16 protein-coding genes are annotated in these 17,833 nt (G+C 71.4%); 8 read left to right on the forward strand and 8 right to left on the reverse strand.

Annotation, left to right across the window (positions count from 1 at the left end; translation table 11 throughout):
- Positions 1-59 precede the first annotated feature (59 nt).
- Complete coding sequence (locus ACZ6Y1_RS07480; protein ID WP_469624466.1) at positions 60-305, forward strand: WhiB family transcriptional regulator; 246 nt, start codon at positions 60-62, stop codon at positions 303-305.
- Positions 306-361: 56 nt separating this feature from the next.
- Here the strand turns inward: ACZ6Y1_RS07480 and ACZ6Y1_RS07485 are convergent, their stop codons facing one another.
- The 5 genes from ACZ6Y1_RS07485 to ssgD form a co-directional block, all read right to left on the reverse strand.
- On the reverse strand, positions 362-1,333 hold the full coding sequence (locus ACZ6Y1_RS07485; RefSeq protein ID WP_469624472.1) for an acyl-ACP desaturase: 972 nt from the start codon (positions 1,331-1,333) through the stop codon (positions 362-364).
- A gap of 166 nt (positions 1,334-1,499) precedes the next feature.
- The gene (locus ACZ6Y1_RS07490) at positions 1,500-1,742 is read right to left on the reverse strand and encodes a hypothetical protein (RefSeq protein ID WP_469624475.1); all 243 of its coding nucleotides are present in this window, start codon (positions 1,740-1,742) and stop codon (positions 1,500-1,502) included.
- Positions 1,743-1,765: 23 nt separating this feature from the next.
- Complete coding sequence (locus ACZ6Y1_RS07495; protein WP_469624480.1) at positions 1,766-2,638, reverse strand: helix-turn-helix domain-containing protein; 873 nt, start codon at positions 2,636-2,638, stop codon at positions 1,766-1,768.
- Between the two features lie 152 nt (positions 2,639-2,790).
- Entirely contained in the window at positions 2,791-4,431 is a 1,641-nt protein-coding gene (locus ACZ6Y1_RS07500; RefSeq protein WP_469624484.1) for an ABC-F family ATP-binding cassette domain-containing protein, read from the reverse strand.
- 199 nt (positions 4,432-4,630) lie between these two features.
- A complete protein-coding gene (gene ssgD / locus ACZ6Y1_RS07505; RefSeq protein ID WP_469624487.1) occupies positions 4,631-5,047 on the reverse strand; it encodes a spore wall synthesis regulator SsgD in 417 nt (138 codons plus the stop codon).
- A gap of 438 nt (positions 5,048-5,485) precedes the next feature.
- Between ssgD and ACZ6Y1_RS07510 the strand changes: the two genes are divergently transcribed.
- The gene (locus ACZ6Y1_RS07510) at positions 5,486-6,553 is read left to right on the forward strand and encodes a WD40/YVTN/BNR-like repeat-containing protein (RefSeq protein WP_469624493.1); all 1,068 of its coding nucleotides are present in this window, start codon (positions 5,486-5,488) and stop codon (positions 6,551-6,553) included.
- Between the two features lie 83 nt (positions 6,554-6,636).
- Here ACZ6Y1_RS07510 and ACZ6Y1_RS07515 read toward each other — a convergent pair whose 3' ends face one another.
- Positions 6,637-6,939, reverse strand: coding sequence for a YciI family protein (locus ACZ6Y1_RS07515; RefSeq protein WP_469624882.1), 303 nt, complete (start codon positions 6,937-6,939; stop codon positions 6,637-6,639).
- Positions 6,940-6,964: 25 nt separating this feature from the next.
- Here ACZ6Y1_RS07515 and ACZ6Y1_RS07520 point away from each other — a divergent pair, with 25 nt between their 5' ends.
- Positions 6,965-7,645, forward strand: coding sequence for an endonuclease V (locus tag ACZ6Y1_RS07520; protein WP_469624496.1), 681 nt, complete (start codon positions 6,965-6,967; stop codon positions 7,643-7,645).
- A gap of 16 nt (positions 7,646-7,661) precedes the next feature.
- Here ACZ6Y1_RS07520 and ACZ6Y1_RS07525 read toward each other — a convergent pair whose 3' ends face one another.
- Both ACZ6Y1_RS07525 and ACZ6Y1_RS07530 read right to left on the reverse strand, forming a co-directional pair.
- Positions 7,662-8,876 carry a saccharopine dehydrogenase family protein gene (locus ACZ6Y1_RS07525; protein ID WP_469624501.1) on the reverse strand — a complete coding sequence of 405 codons (1,215 nt, stop codon included), beginning with the start codon at positions 8,874-8,876 and terminating at the stop codon, positions 7,662-7,664.
- A 144-nt stretch (positions 8,877-9,020) separates the two neighbouring features.
- Positions 9,021-10,703, reverse strand: a complete 1,683-nt coding sequence (locus ACZ6Y1_RS07530; RefSeq protein ID WP_469624504.1) for a PKD domain-containing protein — start codon at positions 10,701-10,703, stop codon at positions 9,021-9,023.
- 231 nt (positions 10,704-10,934) lie between these two features.
- Between ACZ6Y1_RS07530 and ACZ6Y1_RS07535 the strand changes: the two genes are divergently transcribed.
- Genes ACZ6Y1_RS07535 through ACZ6Y1_RS07555 form a run of 5 tightly spaced genes read left to right on the forward strand, consistent with a single transcriptional unit; the run spans position 10,935 to position 17,830 of the window.
- Complete coding sequence (locus tag ACZ6Y1_RS07535) at positions 10,935-12,161, forward strand: CaiB/BaiF CoA transferase family protein (protein ID WP_469624507.1); 1,227 nt, start codon at positions 10,935-10,937, stop codon at positions 12,159-12,161.
- Complete coding sequence (locus tag ACZ6Y1_RS07540; protein ID WP_469624510.1) at positions 12,161-13,186, forward strand: LLM class F420-dependent oxidoreductase; 1,026 nt, start codon at positions 12,161-12,163, stop codon at positions 13,184-13,186. Before ACZ6Y1_RS07535 ends, ACZ6Y1_RS07540 begins: the two co-directional genes overlap by 1 nt.
- A 42-nt stretch (positions 13,187-13,228) precedes the next feature.
- Positions 13,229-14,371 (forward strand): acyl-CoA dehydrogenase family protein, encoded by a 1,143-nt coding sequence (locus tag ACZ6Y1_RS07545; protein WP_469624513.1) that lies wholly within the window; start codon positions 13,229-13,231, stop codon positions 14,369-14,371.
- Positions 14,372-14,393: 22 nt separating this feature from the next.
- Entirely contained in the window at positions 14,394-15,608 is a 1,215-nt protein-coding gene (locus ACZ6Y1_RS07550) for an acetyl-CoA C-acetyltransferase (protein WP_469624518.1), read from the forward strand.
- 50 nt (positions 15,609-15,658) lie between these two features.
- Positions 15,659-17,830: a 3-hydroxyacyl-CoA dehydrogenase NAD-binding domain-containing protein gene (locus tag ACZ6Y1_RS07555; RefSeq protein WP_469624521.1), complete on the forward strand. Its 2,172-nt coding sequence runs from the start codon at positions 15,659-15,661 to the stop codon at positions 17,828-17,830.
- Positions 17,831-17,833: the final 3 nt, after the last annotated feature.

The raw sequence follows: 17,833 nt of genomic DNA on the forward strand, positions 1-17,833 counted from the left end.
CTGGTGTTGTTGATCAGGCGTTGATCGGACGTCCATCGGCGGCGGTGAGTATCACCGGCATGTCGATGAACACCTCCGCTCCTGAAGCTGCCACCGCCTGGTACGACCTCGCCCTGTGCGCCCAGACGGGCCCGGGCTTCTTCTTCCCGGAACCGGGCTCGTCACTGCGCGACGCTAAGCGGCTGTGCGGGGCGTGCGAGGGGCGGGTGGCGTGCCTGGAGTACGCCCTGGCGAACGACGAGCGCTTCGGCGTCTGGGGCGGCCTGTCGGAAACGGAACGCCAGGCCCTGAGGCCGCGCCGCTGATCAGGTGCGGGGACGCGAAACCCTGGCAGAGCGGTGCTCTGCCAGGGGAATCCGCCTCAGCCCTTGCGGGCGGCGATGCGTGCCGCGCGGGCGGCCAGGCGCTCGTCGAGCTTGCGGGCCTCGGCGTCCAGGCCGTTCATGAAGAGGCCGAGCTCATCCTGGGCCTTCTGGCCGTCGGGGCCCAGACCGTCGATGTCCATGATCTTCAGGAAGCGGATCACGGGGCTCAGCACGTCGTCGTGGTGGATCCGCAGGTTGTAGACCCCGCCGATCGCCATCTGCGCGGCCATGCGCTCGAAGCCGGGCATGCCGTGTCCGGGCATCCGGAAGTTGACGACGACGTCCCGCACGGCCTGCATCGTGAGGTCCGGGGCGATCTCGAAGGCAGCGGCCAGCAGGTTGCGGTAGAAGATCATGTGCAGGTTCTCGTCCTGCGCGATGCGCGCCAGCATCCGGTCGCAGACCGGGTCACCGGACTGGTGGCCGGTGTTGCGGTGCGAGATGCGGGTCGCGAGCTCCTGGAAGGCCACGTACGCCACCGAGTGCAGCATCGAGTGGCTGTTGTCGGACTCGAAGCCCTCCGACATGTGCTGCATCCGGAACGCTTCCAGCTTGTCCGGGTCCACGGCGCGCGAGGCCAGCAGGTAGTCGCGCATCACGATGCCGTGGCGGCCCTCCTCGGCGGTCCAGCGGTGCACCCAGGTGCCCCAGGCGCCGTTGCGGCCGAAGAGCGTCGCGATCTCGTGGTGGTAGCTCGGGAGGTTGTCCTCGGTCAGCAGGTTCACGACCAGCGCGATCTTGCCGATCTCGGTGACCTTGGACTGCTGCGGGTCCCAGGCCTCGCCGTCCTCGAAGAAGCCGGGGAAGTTCCGGCCGTCGCTCCACGGGACGTACTCGTGGGGCATCCAGTCCTTGGTGACCTTCAGGTGGCGGTTGAGCTCCTTCTCGACCACCTCTTCCAGCGCGAACAGCAGCTTGGCGTCGGTCCACGCCTCCGAGCTGCCGAGGTGGGGAGAAGTGATCGTCACGGGTACTCCTGGATGTAAAGCGAACTACCTACGGTTCCGTAGCCTACGGAGTCGTAGGTTAAGTGTGACATCAAGACGAGCCAAGTCCCCGCCAGGTGTATGTCTGGTTACATCCGGTTATCGATGCAGTTCGAGGGCGGGGTGAAGGGCTCACGACGGGGCGAAGTCACGCCAGGAGGTGGTCGGCCGCCCCCGCTTTGACCGCGGAGATCAGTGCCCGGAGGGCGTCGATCGAGTCGGTGACGTACATCGCGGACTCTGTCGTTCCGATATAAGCCTTCCCCTCGCCGTCACGCCCGAAGCGGAAACAGTTGGCTCCTTCGCTGCAGAAGCCCTCGTCCCAGGTGATCGCGGTGATCCCGGCCTCCGGACGGGCGGGGAGCGCAACGGTGCGGGTGGTCGTGTTCATGGCTTCTCTCCTGCTCGGCCCGGTCACAGGCTCTGTGCGACGGCGTGGATGAAATCGCGGGAAGCGGCGGCGGGCAGCGCCAGGGAGCGCAGCCGCTCCAGCAGCCCTCGGTAGCGCAGCAGCTTCATGTGGGAGTCCAGCAGCATCGAGCCGTGCGAGCTGTCCAGCTGCACGGTGTCCAGCCGGCGCGTCTCGGCCACGGCGTACGTGAACGACTGCCCGGCCCCCGGGAAGCCGCCGGCGGTGAAGGGGATGACCAGCACCGTCGTACGCGCCCGCTCCGACTGCTCCAGGATGTGCCGCAGCTGCGCCCGGGCGACCTTCGGTCCCCCGAACTGCATGCGCAGGGCGGCCTCGTGCACCACCGCCGCGTACAACGGGGGCCGCTCCCGCGCGAACACCTGCTGCCGGCTCATGCGCAGTGCGAGCCGCGCCTGCAGGTCCGGCTCCGGCAACGGCGGGTAGGCGGTGTCGAAGACCGCCCGCGCGTGGGCCTCGGTCTGCAGCAGCCCCGGTATGTGCGTGGTGACCGCGGTGTGCAACTCGACCGAGTGGTGCTCCAGTTCGCAGATGTCGAGCAGCCCCGGCGCCAGCACCCCCCGGTGCTGCTCCCACCATCCCTTGTCCCGTTCCTGCGCCATCGCCGCGAGCAGGTCGACGAGGCCCTTGTCGGGGCAGTCGTAGTTGAAGGCGAGGGTGCGGACGCGCTCGGCCGTGATGCCGATCCGGCCGGATTCGATGTTCGGGATCCGTGTGCGGTCCACTCCCAGCAGGGCCGCGGCCTGCTGCACCGTCACCCCCGCCTCCTCACGGAGTCTGCGCAGCTCGGACCCCAGGCGCCGCTGCCTCGCGGTCGGCGTGCTCCTGGGCGGCACGGGGACCCTCCTCCGGATCACGCTACGTTCGGTAGCGCAAGTCTCACACAGAGAGACCAGGTGGGCCCGTGCGACCCTCCAGCGACCGACCGGTCTTCGTGCTGCCGAACCCTGGTCCCGACCTCGACGGGAGGCACCAAGTCGTGGGCCCTACCGCCGCGTCGCACCGGTGATCATTCGTGCCACAGCGTCTCCCGGACCTCCTCGGCCGTCGTCGGCCGCAGTTCGCCGTCCAGCAGCAGCCACCGCGTGATGCCGATCGACTCCAGGAACGGCACATCGTGACTGGCCACCAGGAGCGCGCCCTCGTAGGACTCCAGGGCGTCGGTCAACTGCCGCACGCTCGACAGGTCCAGATTGTTCGTCGGCTCGTCGAGCATCAGCAACTGCGGAGCGGGCTCCGCGAGCAGCAGGGCCGCCAGTGCCGCCCGGAACCGCTCGCCGCCCGACAGCGTGCCGGCCGGCCGGTCCGCGCGGGCGCCGCGGAACAGGAAGTGCGCGAGCCGCGCCCGGATCATGTTGTTCGTGGCCTGCGGGGCGAACCGCGCCACGTTCTCCACCACCGAACGGCTCTCGTCCAGTACGTCCAGGCGCTGCGGCAGGAACCGCGTGGTCACATGCCGCACCGCCTCGCCGGACACCGGGTCGAGCTGACCGGCGACCGTGCGCAGCAGTGTGGTCTTGCCCGAACCGTTGCGCCCCACCAGTGCGATCCGTTCCGGGCCGCGCAGTTCCCACTCCCCCCGCACGGCCGCCCCGTGGGCCAGCCGCACGTCGCTGAGGGTCAGGACGCGCCGCCCGGGCGGGACCTGGGTGGCGGGGAGCTTGATGCGGATCTCGTCGTCGTCGCGCACCGCCTCCACCGCCTGGCCGAGCCGCTCCTTCGCCTGCGCGAGCTTCTCGGTGTGCATGATCCGGTGTTTGCCGGCCGATTCCTGCGCCGCGCGCTTGCGCGCGCCCATCACGATCTTCGGCTCGCGCTTGTTCTCGTACATCTTCTGGCCGTACCGTTTGCGCCGCGCCAATTTGACCTGGGCGTCCGCCAGTTCGCGCTTCTGGCGCTGCACGTCGGCCTCCGCCACCCGGACCATCCGCTCGGCGGACTCCTGCTCGGCCGCGAGCATCTCCTCGTAGTCCGTGAAGTTCCCTCCGTACCAGCGGACTTCACCGTCGCGCAGATCGGCGATCTGGTCGACCCGCTCCAGCAGCTCCCGGTCGTGGCTGACGAGGACCATCACCCCGGTCCAGGACTCGACGGCCGCGTACAGGCGGCGCCGGGCCCGCAGGTCCAGGTTGTTGGTGGGCTCGTCCAGCAGCAGGACGTCGGGGCGGGCGAGCAGCAGCGCGGCCAGCCGCAGCAGTACGCACTCGCCGCCCGACAGTTCGCCGACGGTGCGGTCCAGCCCGATGCGGGCGAGCCCAAGCTGGTCGAGCATGGCGGTCGCCCGCTCCTCCACGTCCCAGTCGTCGCCGACGGCCGTGAAGTTGGCCTCGGTGGCCTCGCCCGCCTCGATGGCGTGCAGGGCCGCGCGGGCCGTGTGGATGCCGAGGGCCTCGTCGACCCGCAGCGCGGTGTCGAGGGTGAGGTTCTGCGGCAGGTGGCCGATCGTGCCGGCGACGGACAACTCGCCTTCGCGAGCGGTGAGTTCACCGGCGATCAGCTTCAGCAGGGTGGACTTGCCGCAGCCGTTGAGGCCGATCAGGCCGGTCCGGCCCGGGCCGATGGCCAGGGAGAAGTCCTCGAAGACGGGGGAACCGTCGGGCCAGTCGAAGGACAGGGCGGAGCAGGTGATGAAAGCAGGGGCGTGACTCATAGAGGCCTCCAGGTTGCGTGAATGGTGCGTGCAACGCGGGGAGACAGCCGACGGTCAGCGGTGGGCGGTGACGGTGGTCGGTGTCTCGGACCTCAGAAGTCCAATGTCCTGCTCCGTTTCGACGGCGATGGGGCGTCTACGAAGCTACGGGCGGCCGGAGCCGCCCGCAAACGATTAACGGCACCTCGGTGTACGGCGCTCAGCAGCCGTCGCGCATCAGCTCGGCCAGGCTGTGGTCCATGTCGAGGTAGAGGTGCTCGAGGCCGGGCGGGACGATGGCGGAAGCCCGCTCCAGGAAACGGTGCAGCTCGGCGGTGAGCATCAGCACGATCGCGACGCCCTCGGGGGCGTGGAACTCGATCGTGGTCCGGTCGCCGTCGTACGGGCGCACGCGCACGTCGCCGTAACCGGACGGGCGGTCCAGCCCGGACTCCAGCAGCTCCCGCGCGAAGGTCCACGAGACCTCGACGCCCTCCAGCGTGGCCGGAGCGGGGAAGGCCATGCGGACGGCGAACGGGTCCGCACGGTCGTAGCAGAGGGTGACGGGCACGGTCTCGACCTTCGGCGCGGTGGCGACCAGACGGGCCTGCACGGCCTGCTCGATGACAGTGATCAAGGCTCACTCCCTTGCGGCGGATCTGCTACCGGGCCGTGGGGTGGAGCCCGGCAACTCGGTAGACGCCGGAATCGGCAAATGCGTGCATGGAAGGTGACGTGAGCTGTGTCACCGATTGGCCGGAACCCGCCTGTGTGATCGCACAGGGTGACCGTCGGTGGGGTGCGGAGAAGGGACGGTCACTCGCAGTGGCGGCTGTCCGAGAGGTCGCAGAAGGGCTGATTAGCGCTCACTCCACAGGCGCAAGGCACGGCCCGGGGGTCCCGTATGACGGTGGCCGGCCTGGCCGGCTCCTTCCCGGGGCCCTCGGCCGGCCGGTACGGGGAGGCCCCCGAGGGCAGCGGGGACGGCCCGTGGGGACGGCCCGTGGGGACGCACCCTGGACGGAAAAACGGCCGTGCGTTAGCTTCCGGCGCCATGAGACTTCTGGGAGTTGGCATGTGCGCGGCAGTTTTGACGGTGGGCTTACTGGCGGTGCCCGCCCAGGCGGACGCGGCCGCGGGGACGGCGCAGCTGCACGGCGCCGGCTGGGCGCTGAAAAGCACCGGCAAGGAGGTCCGCTTCCGCGGGCTGTCGGCCGTCAGCCGGTCCACGGCCTGGGTGGCCGGCTCCAAGGGGACGGTCCTGCGCACCCTGGACGGCGGCCGTAGCTGGAGTGACGTCTCCCCGCCGACGGCCGTGGCCGACGGCCTGGAGCTGCGCGACATCGAGGCCTTCGACAGCCGCCGGGCCGTGGCCCTGTCCATCGGCGAGGGCGAGGCCTCCCGGGTCCTGCGCACCGAGGACGGCGGTGCCACCTGGACCGAGACCTTCCGCAACCCCGACCCGCGCGCCTTCTACGACTGCCTCACCTTCTTCGACAGCCGTCACGGACTGGCCGTGAGCGACCCGGTGGACGGCAGGTTCCGCCTCCTCTCCACGGCCGACGGCGGCCGCACCTGGCAGCCCCTCCCGGCCGACGGCATGCCGGAGGCCCTGCCCGGCGAAGCCGGCTTCGCCGCGAGCGGCCAGTGCCTGGTCAGCGCGGGCCCGAAGGACGTCTGGCTCGCCACGGGCGGCGGTGCGACCGCGCGCGTCCTGCACTCCGCCGACCGCGGCCTGCACTGGACGGCCACGCAGTCCGCCGTCCCCGCCGGCGACCCGGCACGCGGGGTCTTCGCCCTCGCCTTCCGCGACCGTACGGGGGGCCTCGCGGTCGGCGGCGACTACCGTACGGGCCGGCCCTCCCCGCAGGCGGCGTCCCGCTCCGCCGACGGCGGCCGCACCTGGGCCCCGGCCACCACCCCGCCCCCGGCCTACCGCTCGGGCGCGGCCTGGTACCCGTACGGACCGGACACCGCCCTCGCGGTGGGCCCGACGGGAACGGACCTCACCACGGACGGCGGCCGCAACTGGCGCCCCCTGGATTCCGGTTCCTTCGACACGGTCGACTGCGCGCCGGACGCGGGCTGCTGGGCGTCGGGGGAGAAGGGCCGGGTGGGTCGGCTGGAGGTGCGGGGTAGATAGCGGTGGGGGCGGGCCGGGGGTGAACAGCCGGCCCGGCGGGCCCCCGCACGGCCCGCCCCACGGCCCGCCCCCCGTCACACCCCTCAGGACCCGACCGGGTTCTCCCGTACCGCCGACAGGTCCGCCGACGTCCTCGACGCGATGAACTCCGTGATGCGGTAGGAGCAGACGCCCGCCACCGCGAAGGGGTCCTCGGCCGCGATGCTCTCGATCTCCGCCCGGGAGACGCCGCCGGCCAGGATCACGCCCCCCTCGCGGGGGACCTTGCGGCCCGAGGCGAGGAAGACGCCGGCGGCGTAGTGGCCGTCCAGCCACGCGATGTGGGCGTCCATCTGTTCCTCGACCGCTTCGAGGGGTGCGGTGTAGCTGAGCTCCATGACGAACATGATCGCCAGGCTACTCTCGCTCATCATGACGAGTGTGAAGACCCCCGCCGACGAGGCCGAAGCCCGGGCGATACAGGACGTACTGCGGCACCAGGTCGTACTCGACGAGCCCGGACCGCCGCCCGGGCGCGGCCTGGTCACGGGTGTCGACGTCGCCTACGACGACGAGCGCGACCTGGTCGCGGCCGCGGCCGTGGTGCTCGACGCCGCCACCCTGGAGGTCGTCGAGGAGGCCACCGCCGTCGGGCACGTCAGCTTCCCCTACGTGCCCGGGCTGCTCGCCTTCCGTGAGCTGCCGACCGTGCTCGCCGCCCTCGACGCCCTGACGGCGGCCCCCGGCCTCGTCGTCTGCGACGGCTACGGGCTCGCCCACCCCCGGGGCTTCGGCCTCGCCTGCCACCTCGGGGTGGTGACCGGGCTCCCGGCCATCGGCATCGCGAAGAACCCCTTCACCTTCACCTACGAGGAACCCGGCGCCCGGCGCGGTGACGCCGCCCCGCTGCTCGCACCCGACGGGGCCGTCGTCGGCCGGGCGCTGCGCACGCAGGACGGCGTCAAGCCGGTCTACGTCTCCGTCGGGCACCGGGTGTCGCTGGACAACGCCTGCGCCCACGCGCTCGCCCTCAGTCCCCGCTTCCGGATCCCCGAGACCACCCGGCACGCCGATTCCCTGTGCCGCCGGGCCCTGCGCGAGGCGGCCGCGTGAGACGGGCGTCGTCGGCTCAGCGTTCGTCCGCGACCCGGAAGACGATCCCCGCCTTCCGGAGCCGGTCGAGCAGCGCGTCGCCCATCGCCACCACCGTGGTGAGCTGACCCGCACGGTCGGGCAGGGCGTCGTGGGCCAGGCAGAGCGCGGACTCGGCCAGCATCTTCGCCGTCTCCCCGTAGCCCGGGTCACCGCCCGAGACCTCGGTGAGCACGCGCCGGCCGCCGCCCTCGCCCACGAACCGCACGGTGAACCAGCTGCGCGCGCGGCGTTGCGCGTCGGGACCCCGGCCCGACTCCCAGCGGTTCATCAGCCACCGCCGGGCGGGCGGCACCTGGGCCGCGGCCAGCGTCGCGGCCACGGCCGCCGTACCGCCCACCGCGACGGGCAGGTGCTTGACGGAGGCGTAGTGCCGGTAGCGGAAGTCCGGGCCGTACCGCTCCAGCGCGGCCGCCGACCGCGCCACGATCGCCGGGTCCAGCGTGGGCAGCGGCAGGGCCCAGGTGCCGGTCTCCCGGCTGAACCGGGGCGCACCGACCGGCCCTCGTGCCCGCCGGCCCAGCAGCCGGGGTTCGTGCAGCCGGCGGGCGCGCGCGGCCGCGAAGGTCTGGGGGCCGCGCCCCATGGCGGTCAGCGCGGAGGCCAGGGTGCCGCCGGAGAAGACGGCGTTGGACCGCATGAACCCGTCGACCCGCAGGTGGACCCCCTCGGGGAGCCGGGACACCGTGAAGTACGCCCCGAGGTCCGCCGGGATCGAGTCGAAGCCGCAGGCGTGCACGATGCGGGCGCCGGTCTCCCGGGCGCGGGCGTCGTGCTCCACGTACATCCGGTCCACGAACTCCGGCTCGCCGGTGAGGTCCAGGTAGTCCGTGCCCTCTTCGGCGCAGGCGGCGACGAGCTCCGCGCCGTACCAGACGTACGGTCCCACGGTGGTGGCGAGCACCCGGGTGGACGCGGCCAATCGGCGCATCGCCCCCGCGTCACCGGCGTCGGCCGGGAGCAGGGGGAGGCCGGCGCACGCGGGGTCGATGACGGCGAGCCGCTCGCGCAGCCGCTCCAGTTTGGCGAGGTCCCGGCCGGCCAGTGCCCAGCGGCAGCCGGCGGGTGCGTGCGCCGCCAGGTACTCCGCGGTCAGTGCCCCCACGAACCCGGTCGCCCCGAAGAGCACGATGTCGTAGTCCCGTTCCGGATGGTCCTGCGGTCCCCGAGGGCTCCGCACCGTTGCGTTCATGACCGCTCCTCCCAGCTGGTGTCGGTGGCTGAGGCTAGCGCGGTGCGCGCGCGGGACGAACAGCGCCCCGGGAGCGGCGGTGGGGCCGTTCCCGGGGCGCTTCGCGATGAGGACCGCGGCCGTGGCCGCGGTCCTCACGGGGCGTCAGCCCTTGCCGTAGAAACCGAAGATGTCGACGACGAGGTCGGTGTCGTTCCAGCCCCGGTTCCAGAAGTCGATGATGCCGTTGTAGCCCATGGTCGTCTGGACCAGGTTCGGGACGGTGGCGCCCTTCGTCCAGTTGAGGTTGGAGGAGTTCGGCGGCGTCGGCCAGAAGTCGGTGCCGTTGTTGTAGCTGTCGATCGAGTTCGGGTCCGGGCTGACCGTGAGGTAGCCGGTGCCCTGCGTGTTGGTGACGGTGCTGTTCAGCACCACGCCCGTGATGTTGGGCGACTTGGTCGTGAGCGGCATGTAGATGTAGCCCTGGCCCTCGAGGGGGCCGTAGGCCCACTGCGAGGAGTCGCGGGTGTCGAGCAGGCGCTCCGGGACGAGGCGGACGTAGGCGCTTGCGCTGTCCGGGCTGTAGTAGCCCACGACGTCGACGACCACGTCGGCCCCCGACCAGGCGCCGTTGAAGACGCTGATCCTGCCGTCGGCGGAGACGGGCACGATCACCGAGTTGGCGATCGTCTGGCCGGCGGTGAAGTTCAGGTTGGACGAGCCCGGGACCGAGCCGCCGCCCGGGTAGACGGACAGGTAGCCGGCCTGCTTGGGGTTGGTCACCGTGACGTTCAGAGCGACGGCCTTGATGCCCGCGGGCACGTTGCGCAGGCCGCCGATCTGGGTGGTGAAGGACTTGCGGGCGCCGAGCTGGCCCTTGGCCGTGCCGAGGCCCTCGCGGGTGTCGACGAAGCGGGTCGGGTCGACCGGCGTGTAGCCGCTGGACGCGGTCTTGGAGAAGAAGCCGGTGACGTCGGCGATCAGGTCGACCGACTCCCAGCCGCCGTTGAAGAGCTCGACGTAACCGCTGGCACCCACCGGCACGATCACCAGGTTCGGTACGGTCTGGCCGGCGGAGAAGTTCACGTTCGACGTGGTCGGCCGCTCCTGACCCTCGGCGTAGGCGGTGACGTGCCCGCCGCCGGCGGTGTTGGTGACGGTGATGTTGAGGGCCACGGCGGTGACGCCGGCCGGGATGTTCGCGTTGCCGGCGATCTTTACCCGGGTGGTGCCGCGCCCGGCGACCTTGCCCTGCGGGGCGCCGGTCCCGTCACGGGTGTCCAGGAGGCGGGTCGGGGTGTGCGGCGTGAACTCGGAGCCGCGGGTGACGACGGCGACCTCGTTGACGGCCGTGACGTTGTTGGCGGCGTCCGTCACGGTGTACTTGACGGTGTACGAGCCGACCTCGGCGTAGGTGTGCGCCAGCGTCCGCGCGTCGTTCCCGTAGGCGCCGAACTGCTCGTTCGTCCCGTCGCCCCACTCGACGGTGACGGACAGGTCGGTGTCCGCGCTCGTGATCACGCTGTCGATCTCGAGGCCGTGCGCCGTCGTGCCGTACGCCGTCAGCTGGACCGCGAGGCCCGGGTTGTCGGCGGCGACGCCCGGCGTCTGGGCGGTGGCGGTCTTGCCCCCGGCGGAGGGCAGGGCCTTGCGGACCGTGCGGTCGGCAGGGCTGGTGAACTTGTTGGAGGACGACTTGTCGTCCCGGCCCTGACCCAGCTTCAGGTCGGGAGCGGTGGTGCCGTGCGCGTCCGGCTTGACCGGATCGGCCGCCTGGGCCGTACCCGGGATGAGACCTACGCTCGCCGCGATGACGGCGGCGGAAACTACGAGTCGGTGATTGCGCACCGGCCCCCCCTTGTTGTTTTCAATCGAACGCTTGAACAGGTTCGAAACCGTGCTCAGAGTACACAGTCGCCCTGGAGTTGATCAGGGGGGTGCCCCTCTTTTCAAGCGAAAATCGGACGGTGCGGGGAACCGGCTAAGCGCTTGCTCTTGTGCTGAGTGGAACACGTTCCTAGCATCACCGGTGTTACATCAGTTGTGTCACATGGTGGTCCTACGGATGCTGGGGGCTCGATGGCAGTGACAGGGAACGGGACCGCGGGCGCGAACGCGGCCGCGGGCGCGGGCGGGCGGGGGCCGCTCGCCGGGGTGCGGGTCGTCGAGCTGGCGGGCATCGGACCCGGCCCGTTCGCCGCGATGCTCCTCGCCGACCTGGGTGCGGACGTCGTCCGGGTCGACCGGCCCGGCGGCGGCGGGCTCGCGGTGAACCCGGCGTACGACGTCACCAACCGCAACAAGCGCTCCGTCCTGGTCGACCTCAAGTCCGACGGGGGCCCGGCCCGGGTCCTGGAGCTGGTCGAGCGCGCCGACATCCTCATCGAGGGCTTCCGCCCCGGGGTCGCCGAGCGGCTCGGCGTCGGTCCGGCCGACTGCCACGCACGCAACCCGGCGCTGGTCTACGGCCGGATGACCGGCTGGGGCCAGGAGGGCCCCCTCGCCCACACCGCCGGGCACGACATCGCGTACATCGCCGTGACCGGGGCCCTGGGCATGATCGGCGACCCGGACGGACCCCCGGCCGTGCCCGCCAACCTCGTCGGCGACTACGCGGGCGGCTCGCTCTACCTCGTGATCGGCGTCCTCGCCGCCCTCCAGCACGCCCGGACCACCGGCGCCGGCCAGGTGGTCGACGCCGCCATCGTCGACGGCACCGCCCACCTCACCGCCATGATCCACGGCATGATGGCGGCGGGCGGCTGGCAGGACCGCCGCGGGGCCAACCTGCTCGACGGGGGCTGCCCCTTCTACGGCACCTACGAGACCTCCGACGGCGGGTACATGGCCGTCGGTCCGCTGGAGCAGCAGTTCTACGACACCTTCGTGGAACTGCTCGGCATCCGGGACCGGGCACCGGCCCGCAAGGACCTCGCCCGCTGGGGCGAGCTGCGCGAGACGGTCGCCGGGCGCTTCAGGACCCGTACGCGCGCGGAGTGGACGGCCGTGTTCGAGGGTACGGACGCGTGCGTGGCGCCCGTGCTGTCCCTGCGCGAGGCCCCGGAGCACCCGCACCTCGCCGCCCGCGGCACCTTCACCGACTTCGGCGGGATCGTGCAGCCCGCCCCCGCCCCCCGGTTCTCGGCGACCCCCGCCGCCGTCACCGCCGGCCCGGCCCTGCCGGGCGCGCACACCGGGTCCGTGGCCGCGGACTGGGACGTCCCGGCCCTGCTGAAGGACGCACCGGAGAAGGCGCCGGAGAAGGCACCGGGGAACGCGCCGGAGAACGCGCAGAAGGACGGCTGATGGAACTCTCCATGATGCTCGACTACGCCGGCGACGCCCGCCGGGCCGCCGACCGGGCGGTGGAGCTGGAGTCGGCGGGGCTCGACGCGGTGTGGGTGGCCGAGGCCTGGGGCTTCGACTCCCCGACGATCATGGGCTACCTCGCCGCCCGCACCGAAAGGCTCAAGATCGGCTCGGCGATCCTCAACGTCTACTCCCGCACCCCCGGCCTCATCGCCCAGACGGCCGCCGGGCTCGACGCCGTCTCGGGCGGCCGCGCGCTGCTCGGCCTCGGCGCCTCCGGCCCGCAGGTGGTGGAGGGCTGGCACGGGAAACCGTACGACCGGCCGCTCGGCCGGACCCGCGAGACGGTGGACCTGTGCCGGCGCATCTGGCGCCGGGAGACGATCGACCACCACGGGATCACCGACATGCCGCTGCCGCCCGAGAAGGGCGGCCGGCACGGGAAGCCGCTGAAGATCCTGACCCGGCCGGTGCGCAGCTCGATCCCCGTCTACATCGCCTCGCTCGGCCCGGCCAACGTGGCCATGACCGCGGAGATCGCCGACGGCTGGCTGCCGACCCTCTTCATCCCCGAGAAGGCGCGCGAGGTGTGGGGCGAACCGCTCGCCCGGGGCGCCGCAGGCCGGTCCCCGGAGCTCGGCCCGCTGCAGACGGTGGCGGGCGGCCTGCTCGCCATCGGCGAGGACGCGGCGGCCGCGCGGGACCTGGCGCGCCCGCAGATCGCCCTGTACGTCGGAGGCATGGGCGCGGTCGGCAAGAACTTCTACAACGACCTCGCCGTGGCCTACGGCTACGGGGAGGAGGCCCGCCGGATCCAGGAGCTCTACCTCTCCGGCCGCAAGCGCGACGCGGCGGCCGCCGTCCCGGACGAGTTCTGCGAGCTGATGACGCTGTGCGGGCCCGAGGGCTACGTACGCGAGCGGGTCGAGGCCTTCCGCGAGGCGGGCGTGACCATGCTCAACGTCACGCCCGTGGGCCCCGAGCCGGCCCGGCTGATCGAAACCGTCAGGAACTGGCTTTAGGGAGCCCCGTCCGATGAACCTTGTGATGAAGCGAGCCGCACGATGAAGCGCCGGATCTTCGACGCCGAGCACGAGGCGTTCCGCGAGACCGTCCGCACCTTCCTCGCCAAGGAGGTGCTGCCGCACTACGAGCAGTGGGAGAAGGACGGCATCGTCAGCCGCGACGCCTGGCGGGCCGCCGGCCGGCAGGGACTGCTGGGCCTGGCCGTCCCGGAGGAGTACGGGGGCGGCGGCAACACCGACTTCCGCTACGCCGCCGTGATCGCCGAGGAGTTCACCCGGGCGGGCACCCCCGGGCTGGCCATCGGCCTGCACAACGACATCATCGGCCCGTACCTGACCTCGCTGGCCACCGAGGAGCAGAAACGCCGCTGGCTGCCAGGCTTCTGTTCGGGCGAGATCATCACGGCCATCGCGATGACCGAGCCCGGGGCGGGCTCCGACCTCCAGGGGATCCGGACCAGCGCCGAGGACCGCGGCGACCACTGGGTGCTCAACGGCTCCAAGACCTTCATCTCCAACGGCATCCTCGCCGACCTGGTCGTGGTCGTCGCGAAGACCACGCCCGAGGGCGGGGCGCACGGTCTGTCGCTCCTGGTCGTCGAGCGCGGCGCGGAGGGCTTCGAGCGCGGCCGCAACCTCGACAAGATCGGGCAGAAGTCCCAGGACACCGCCGAGCTCTTCTTCAACGACGTACGCGTCCCCAAGGAGAACCTGCTCGGCGAGCTCAACGGAGCCTTCGTCCACCTGATGACCAACCTCGCCCAGGAGCGGATGGGCATCGCGATGGCCGGCATCGCCGCCGCCGAGCACCTGCTGGAGATCACCACTCGGTACGTCAAGGAGCGCGAGGCCTTCGGGCGGCCGCTCTCCAAGCTCCAGCACATCCGGTTCGAGATGGCGGAGATGGCCACCGAGTGCGCGGTCACCCGCACCTTCCTCGACCGGTGCATCGTCGACCACTCCAACGGGGAACTGGACCACGTCCACGCCTCGATGGCCAAGTGGTGGGCCACCGAACTCCAGAAGCGGGTCGCCGACCGCTGCCTGCAACTGCACGGCGGGTACGGATACATGACCGAATACCGGGTCGCGCGGGCCTTCACCGACGGCCGCATCCAGACCATCTACGGCGGCACGACCGAGATCATGAAAGAGATCATCGGCCGTTCCCTGCTCGGCTAACTCCCCTCGAAAGGCTTGACCAGTGAGCACCGAAGCGTACGTGTACGACGCGATCCGCACCCCGCGCGGCCGGGGCAAGGCCAACGGCGCCCTGCACGGCACCAAGCCCATCGACCTGGTCGTCGGCCTCATCGACGCCCTGCGCGAGCGCAACCCCGGCCTCGACCCCGGCACCATCGACGACATCGTGCTCGGCGTGGTCGGCCCGGTCGGCGACCAGGGCTCCGACATCGCCCGTATCGCGGCCATCGCCGCCGGTCTCCCGGACACGGTGGCGGGCGTGCAGGAGAACCGCTTCTGCGCCTCCGGCCTGGAGGCCGTCAACCTGGCCGCCGCCAAGGTCCGGTCCGGCTGGGAGGACCTCGTCCTGGCCGGCGGCGTGGAGTCGATGTCCCGGGTCCCGATGGCCTCCGACGGCGGCGCCTGGTTCAACGACCCGATGACCAACTGGGACGTCAACTTCGTCCCGCAGGGCATCGGCGCCGACCTGATCGCCACCATCGAGGGCTTCTCCCGGCGGGACGTCGACGAGTACGCGGCCCTCTCCCAGGAGCGGGCGGCCGCGGCCATCAAGGACGGCCGCTTCGCCAAGTCCGTCGTACCGGTCACCGACCGCAACGGCCTCGTCGTACTCGACCACGACGAGTTCGTCCGCCCGGGGACGACCGCCGACACCCTCGCCAAGCTCAAGCCCTCCTTCGCCGACATCGGCGAGCTCGGCGGCTTCGACGCGGTCGCCCTGCAGAAGTACCACTGGATCGAGAAGATCGACCACGTCCACCACGCCGGCAACTCCTCCGGCATCGTCGACGGGGCCTCGCTCGTCGCCATCGGCTCCCGCGAGGCGGGCGAACGCAACGGCCTGACGCCCCGCGCCCGGATCGTCTCGGCGGCGGTGTCCGGCTCCGAGCCGACCATCATGCTCACCGGCCCCGCCCCCGCCACCCGCAAGGCCCTCGCCAAGGCCGGGCTGACCATCGACGACATCGACCTGATCGAGATCAACGAGGCCTTCGCCGGCGTGGTCCTGCGCTTCGTCAAGGACATGGGCGTCTCGCTCGACAAGGTCAACGTCAACGGCGGCGCCATCGCGCTCGGCCACCCGCTCGGCGCCACCGGCGCGATGATCCTCGGCACGGTCGTCGACGAGCTGGAGCGCCAGGACAAGCGCTACGGGCTCGTCACTCTCTGCGTCGGCGGCGGCATGGGCGTCGCCACCGTCGTCGAGCGTCTCTGACCAGCGTCCTGTATCCCCCAGACCTCCTCTCTGACACGGAAGTAGCGAACATGAGCGAGTCCACCACGATCCGCTGGGAACAGGACGAGACCGGCGTCGTCACCCTGGTCCTCGACGACCCCGGCCAGTCCGCGAACACGATGAACCAGGCCTTCAAGGACTCCATCGCGGCCATCGCGGACCGCGCCGAGGCCGAGAAGGACTCCATCCGCGGCATCATCTACACCTCGGCCAAGAAGACCTTCTTCGCGGGCGGCGACCTCAAGGACATGATCCAGCTGCGCCCCGAGCACGCGCAGCTGGCCTTCGACACGGGCACCGCCATCAAGCACTCGCTGCGCCGCATCGAGACGCTCGGCAAGCCCGTCGTCGCCGCCATCAACGGCACGGCCCTCGGCGGCGGTTACGAGATCTGTCTGGCCTCTCACCACCGCGTGGCCCTCGACGCCCCCGGCACCAAGATCGGCCTGCCCGAGGTCACCCTCGGCCTGCTCCCGGCCGGCGGCGGCGTCACCCGCACCGTCCGCCTCATGGGCATCGCCGACGCGCTGCTCAAGGTGCTGCTCCAGGGCACCCAGTACAACCCGAAGCGCGCTCTCGACAACGGGCTGGTGCACGAACTGGCCGCCACCCCGGAGGAGATGCTGGCCAAGGCCCGCGCCTTCATCGACGCGAACCCGGAGTCGAAGCAGCCCTGGGACGTCCCCGGCTACAAGATCCCGGGCGGCACCCCCTCCAACCCGAGGTTCGCCGCCAACCTGCCGGCCTTCCCGGCCAACCTGAAGAAGCAGCTGAACGGGGCCCCCTACCCGGCGCCGCGCAACATCCTCGCCTGCGCCGTCGAGGGCGCCCAGGTGGACTTCGAGACCGCGCTGACCATCGAGGCCCGCTACTTCACCGAGCTGGTCACCGGGCAGACCGCGAAGAACATGATCCAGGCGTTCTTCTTCGACCTCCAGGCCGTCAACGCGGGCCGCAGCCGCCCACAGGGCATCGCCCCGCGCAAGGTCACGAAGGTGGCCGTGCTCGGCGCCGGCATGATGGGCGCGGGCATCGCCTACTCCTGCGCCCGCGCCGGCATCGAGGTCGTCCTCAAGGACGTCACCGCCGAGGCCGCCGCCAAGGGCAAGGCGTACTCCGAGAAGCTGCTCGACAAGGCGCTCTCCCGCGGCCGCACCACCGAGGCCCAGCGTGCCGAGCTGCTCGCCCGGATCACGCCGACCGCCGACGCCGCCGACCTGGCGGGCTGCGACGCCGTCATCGAGGCGGTCTTCGAGGACACCGCCCTCAAGCACAAGGTGTTCCAGGAGATCCAGGACGTCGTCGCGCCGGACGCGCTGCTGTGCTCCAACACCTCCACCCTGCCCATCACGGGCCTGGCGGAGGGGGTTTCGCGCCCCGCCGACTTCATCGGGCTGCACTTCTTCTCGCCCGTCGACAAGATGCCGCTCGTCGAGATCATCAAGGGCGAGCGGACCGGCGACGAGGCCATCGCCCGCGCCTTCGACCTGGTCCGCCAGATCAACAAGACCCCGATCGTGGTCAACGACTCGCGCGGCTTCTTCACCTCGCGCGTCATCGGCCAGTTCATCAACGAGGGCGTGGCGATGGTGGGCGAGGGCATCGAGCCCGCGTCGATCGAGCAGGCCGCGGCCCAGGCCGGGTACCCGGCCAAGGTCCTCTCGCTGATGGACGAGCTCACCCTCACCCTCCCGCGCAAGATCCGCAACGAGACGCGCAAGGCCGTCGAGGCCGAGGGCCGTGCGTGGACCGAACACCCCGCCGACCGCGTCATCGACCGCATGGTCGACGAGTTCGGCCGTCCCGGGCGCAGCGGGGGGGCCGGCTTCTACGAGTACGACGAGACCGGCAAGCGCACCCGGATCTGGCCGGGGCTGCGCGAGCACTTCGCCAAGCCGGACGCGGAGATCCCGTTCGAGGACATGAAGGAGCGGATGCTCTTCTCCGAGGCCCTGGACACCGTCCGCTGCCTCGACGAGGGGGTCCTGACCTCGATCGCCGACGCCAACATCGGCTCGATCATGGGCATCGGCTTCCCGGCCTGGACCGGCGGTGTCATCCAGTACATCAACGGCTACGAGGGCGGCCTGCCCGGCTTCGTGACCCGCGCCCGCGAACTCGCCGCGCAGTACGGGGAGCGCTTCACCCCGCCGGCCTCCCTGGTGGAGAAGGCCGGCCGGGGCGAGACGTACACCGACTGACGC

This window comes from Streptomyces sp. NPDC053432, assembly GCF_055585365.1.

Coding starts and splice junctions, on each gene's coding strand:
- ACZ6Y1_RS07480 (WP_469624466.1), top strand. CDS start 60: ATGTCGATGAACACCTCCGCTCCTGAAGCTGCCACCGCCTGGTACGAC.
- ACZ6Y1_RS07490 (WP_469624475.1), bottom strand. CDS start 1,742: ATGAACACGACCACCCGCACCGTTGCGCTCCCCGCCCGTCCGGAGGCC.
- ACZ6Y1_RS07500 (WP_469624484.1), bottom strand. CDS start 4,431: ATGAGTCACGCCCCTGCTTTCATCACCTGCTCCGCCCTGTCCTTCGAC.
- ACZ6Y1_RS07510 (WP_469624493.1), top strand. CDS start 5,486: ATGTGCGCGGCAGTTTTGACGGTGGGCTTACTGGCGGTGCCCGCCCAG.
- ACZ6Y1_RS07515 (WP_469624882.1), bottom strand. CDS start 6,939: ATGTTCGTCATGGAGCTCAGCTACACCGCACCCCTCGAAGCGGTCGAG.
- ACZ6Y1_RS07520 (WP_469624496.1), top strand. CDS start 6,965: ATGACGAGTGTGAAGACCCCCGCCGACGAGGCCGAAGCCCGGGCGATA.
- ACZ6Y1_RS07525 (WP_469624501.1), bottom strand. CDS start 8,876: ATGAACGCAACGGTGCGGAGCCCTCGGGGACCGCAGGACCATCCGGAA.
- ACZ6Y1_RS07535 (WP_469624507.1), top strand. CDS start 10,935: ATGGCAGTGACAGGGAACGGGACCGCGGGCGCGAACGCGGCCGCGGGC.
- ACZ6Y1_RS07540 (WP_469624510.1), top strand. CDS start 12,161: ATGGAACTCTCCATGATGCTCGACTACGCCGGCGACGCCCGCCGGGCC.
- ACZ6Y1_RS07545 (WP_469624513.1), top strand. CDS start 13,229: ATGAAGCGCCGGATCTTCGACGCCGAGCACGAGGCGTTCCGCGAGACC.
- ACZ6Y1_RS07555 (WP_469624521.1), top strand. CDS start 15,659: ATGAGCGAGTCCACCACGATCCGCTGGGAACAGGACGAGACCGGCGTC.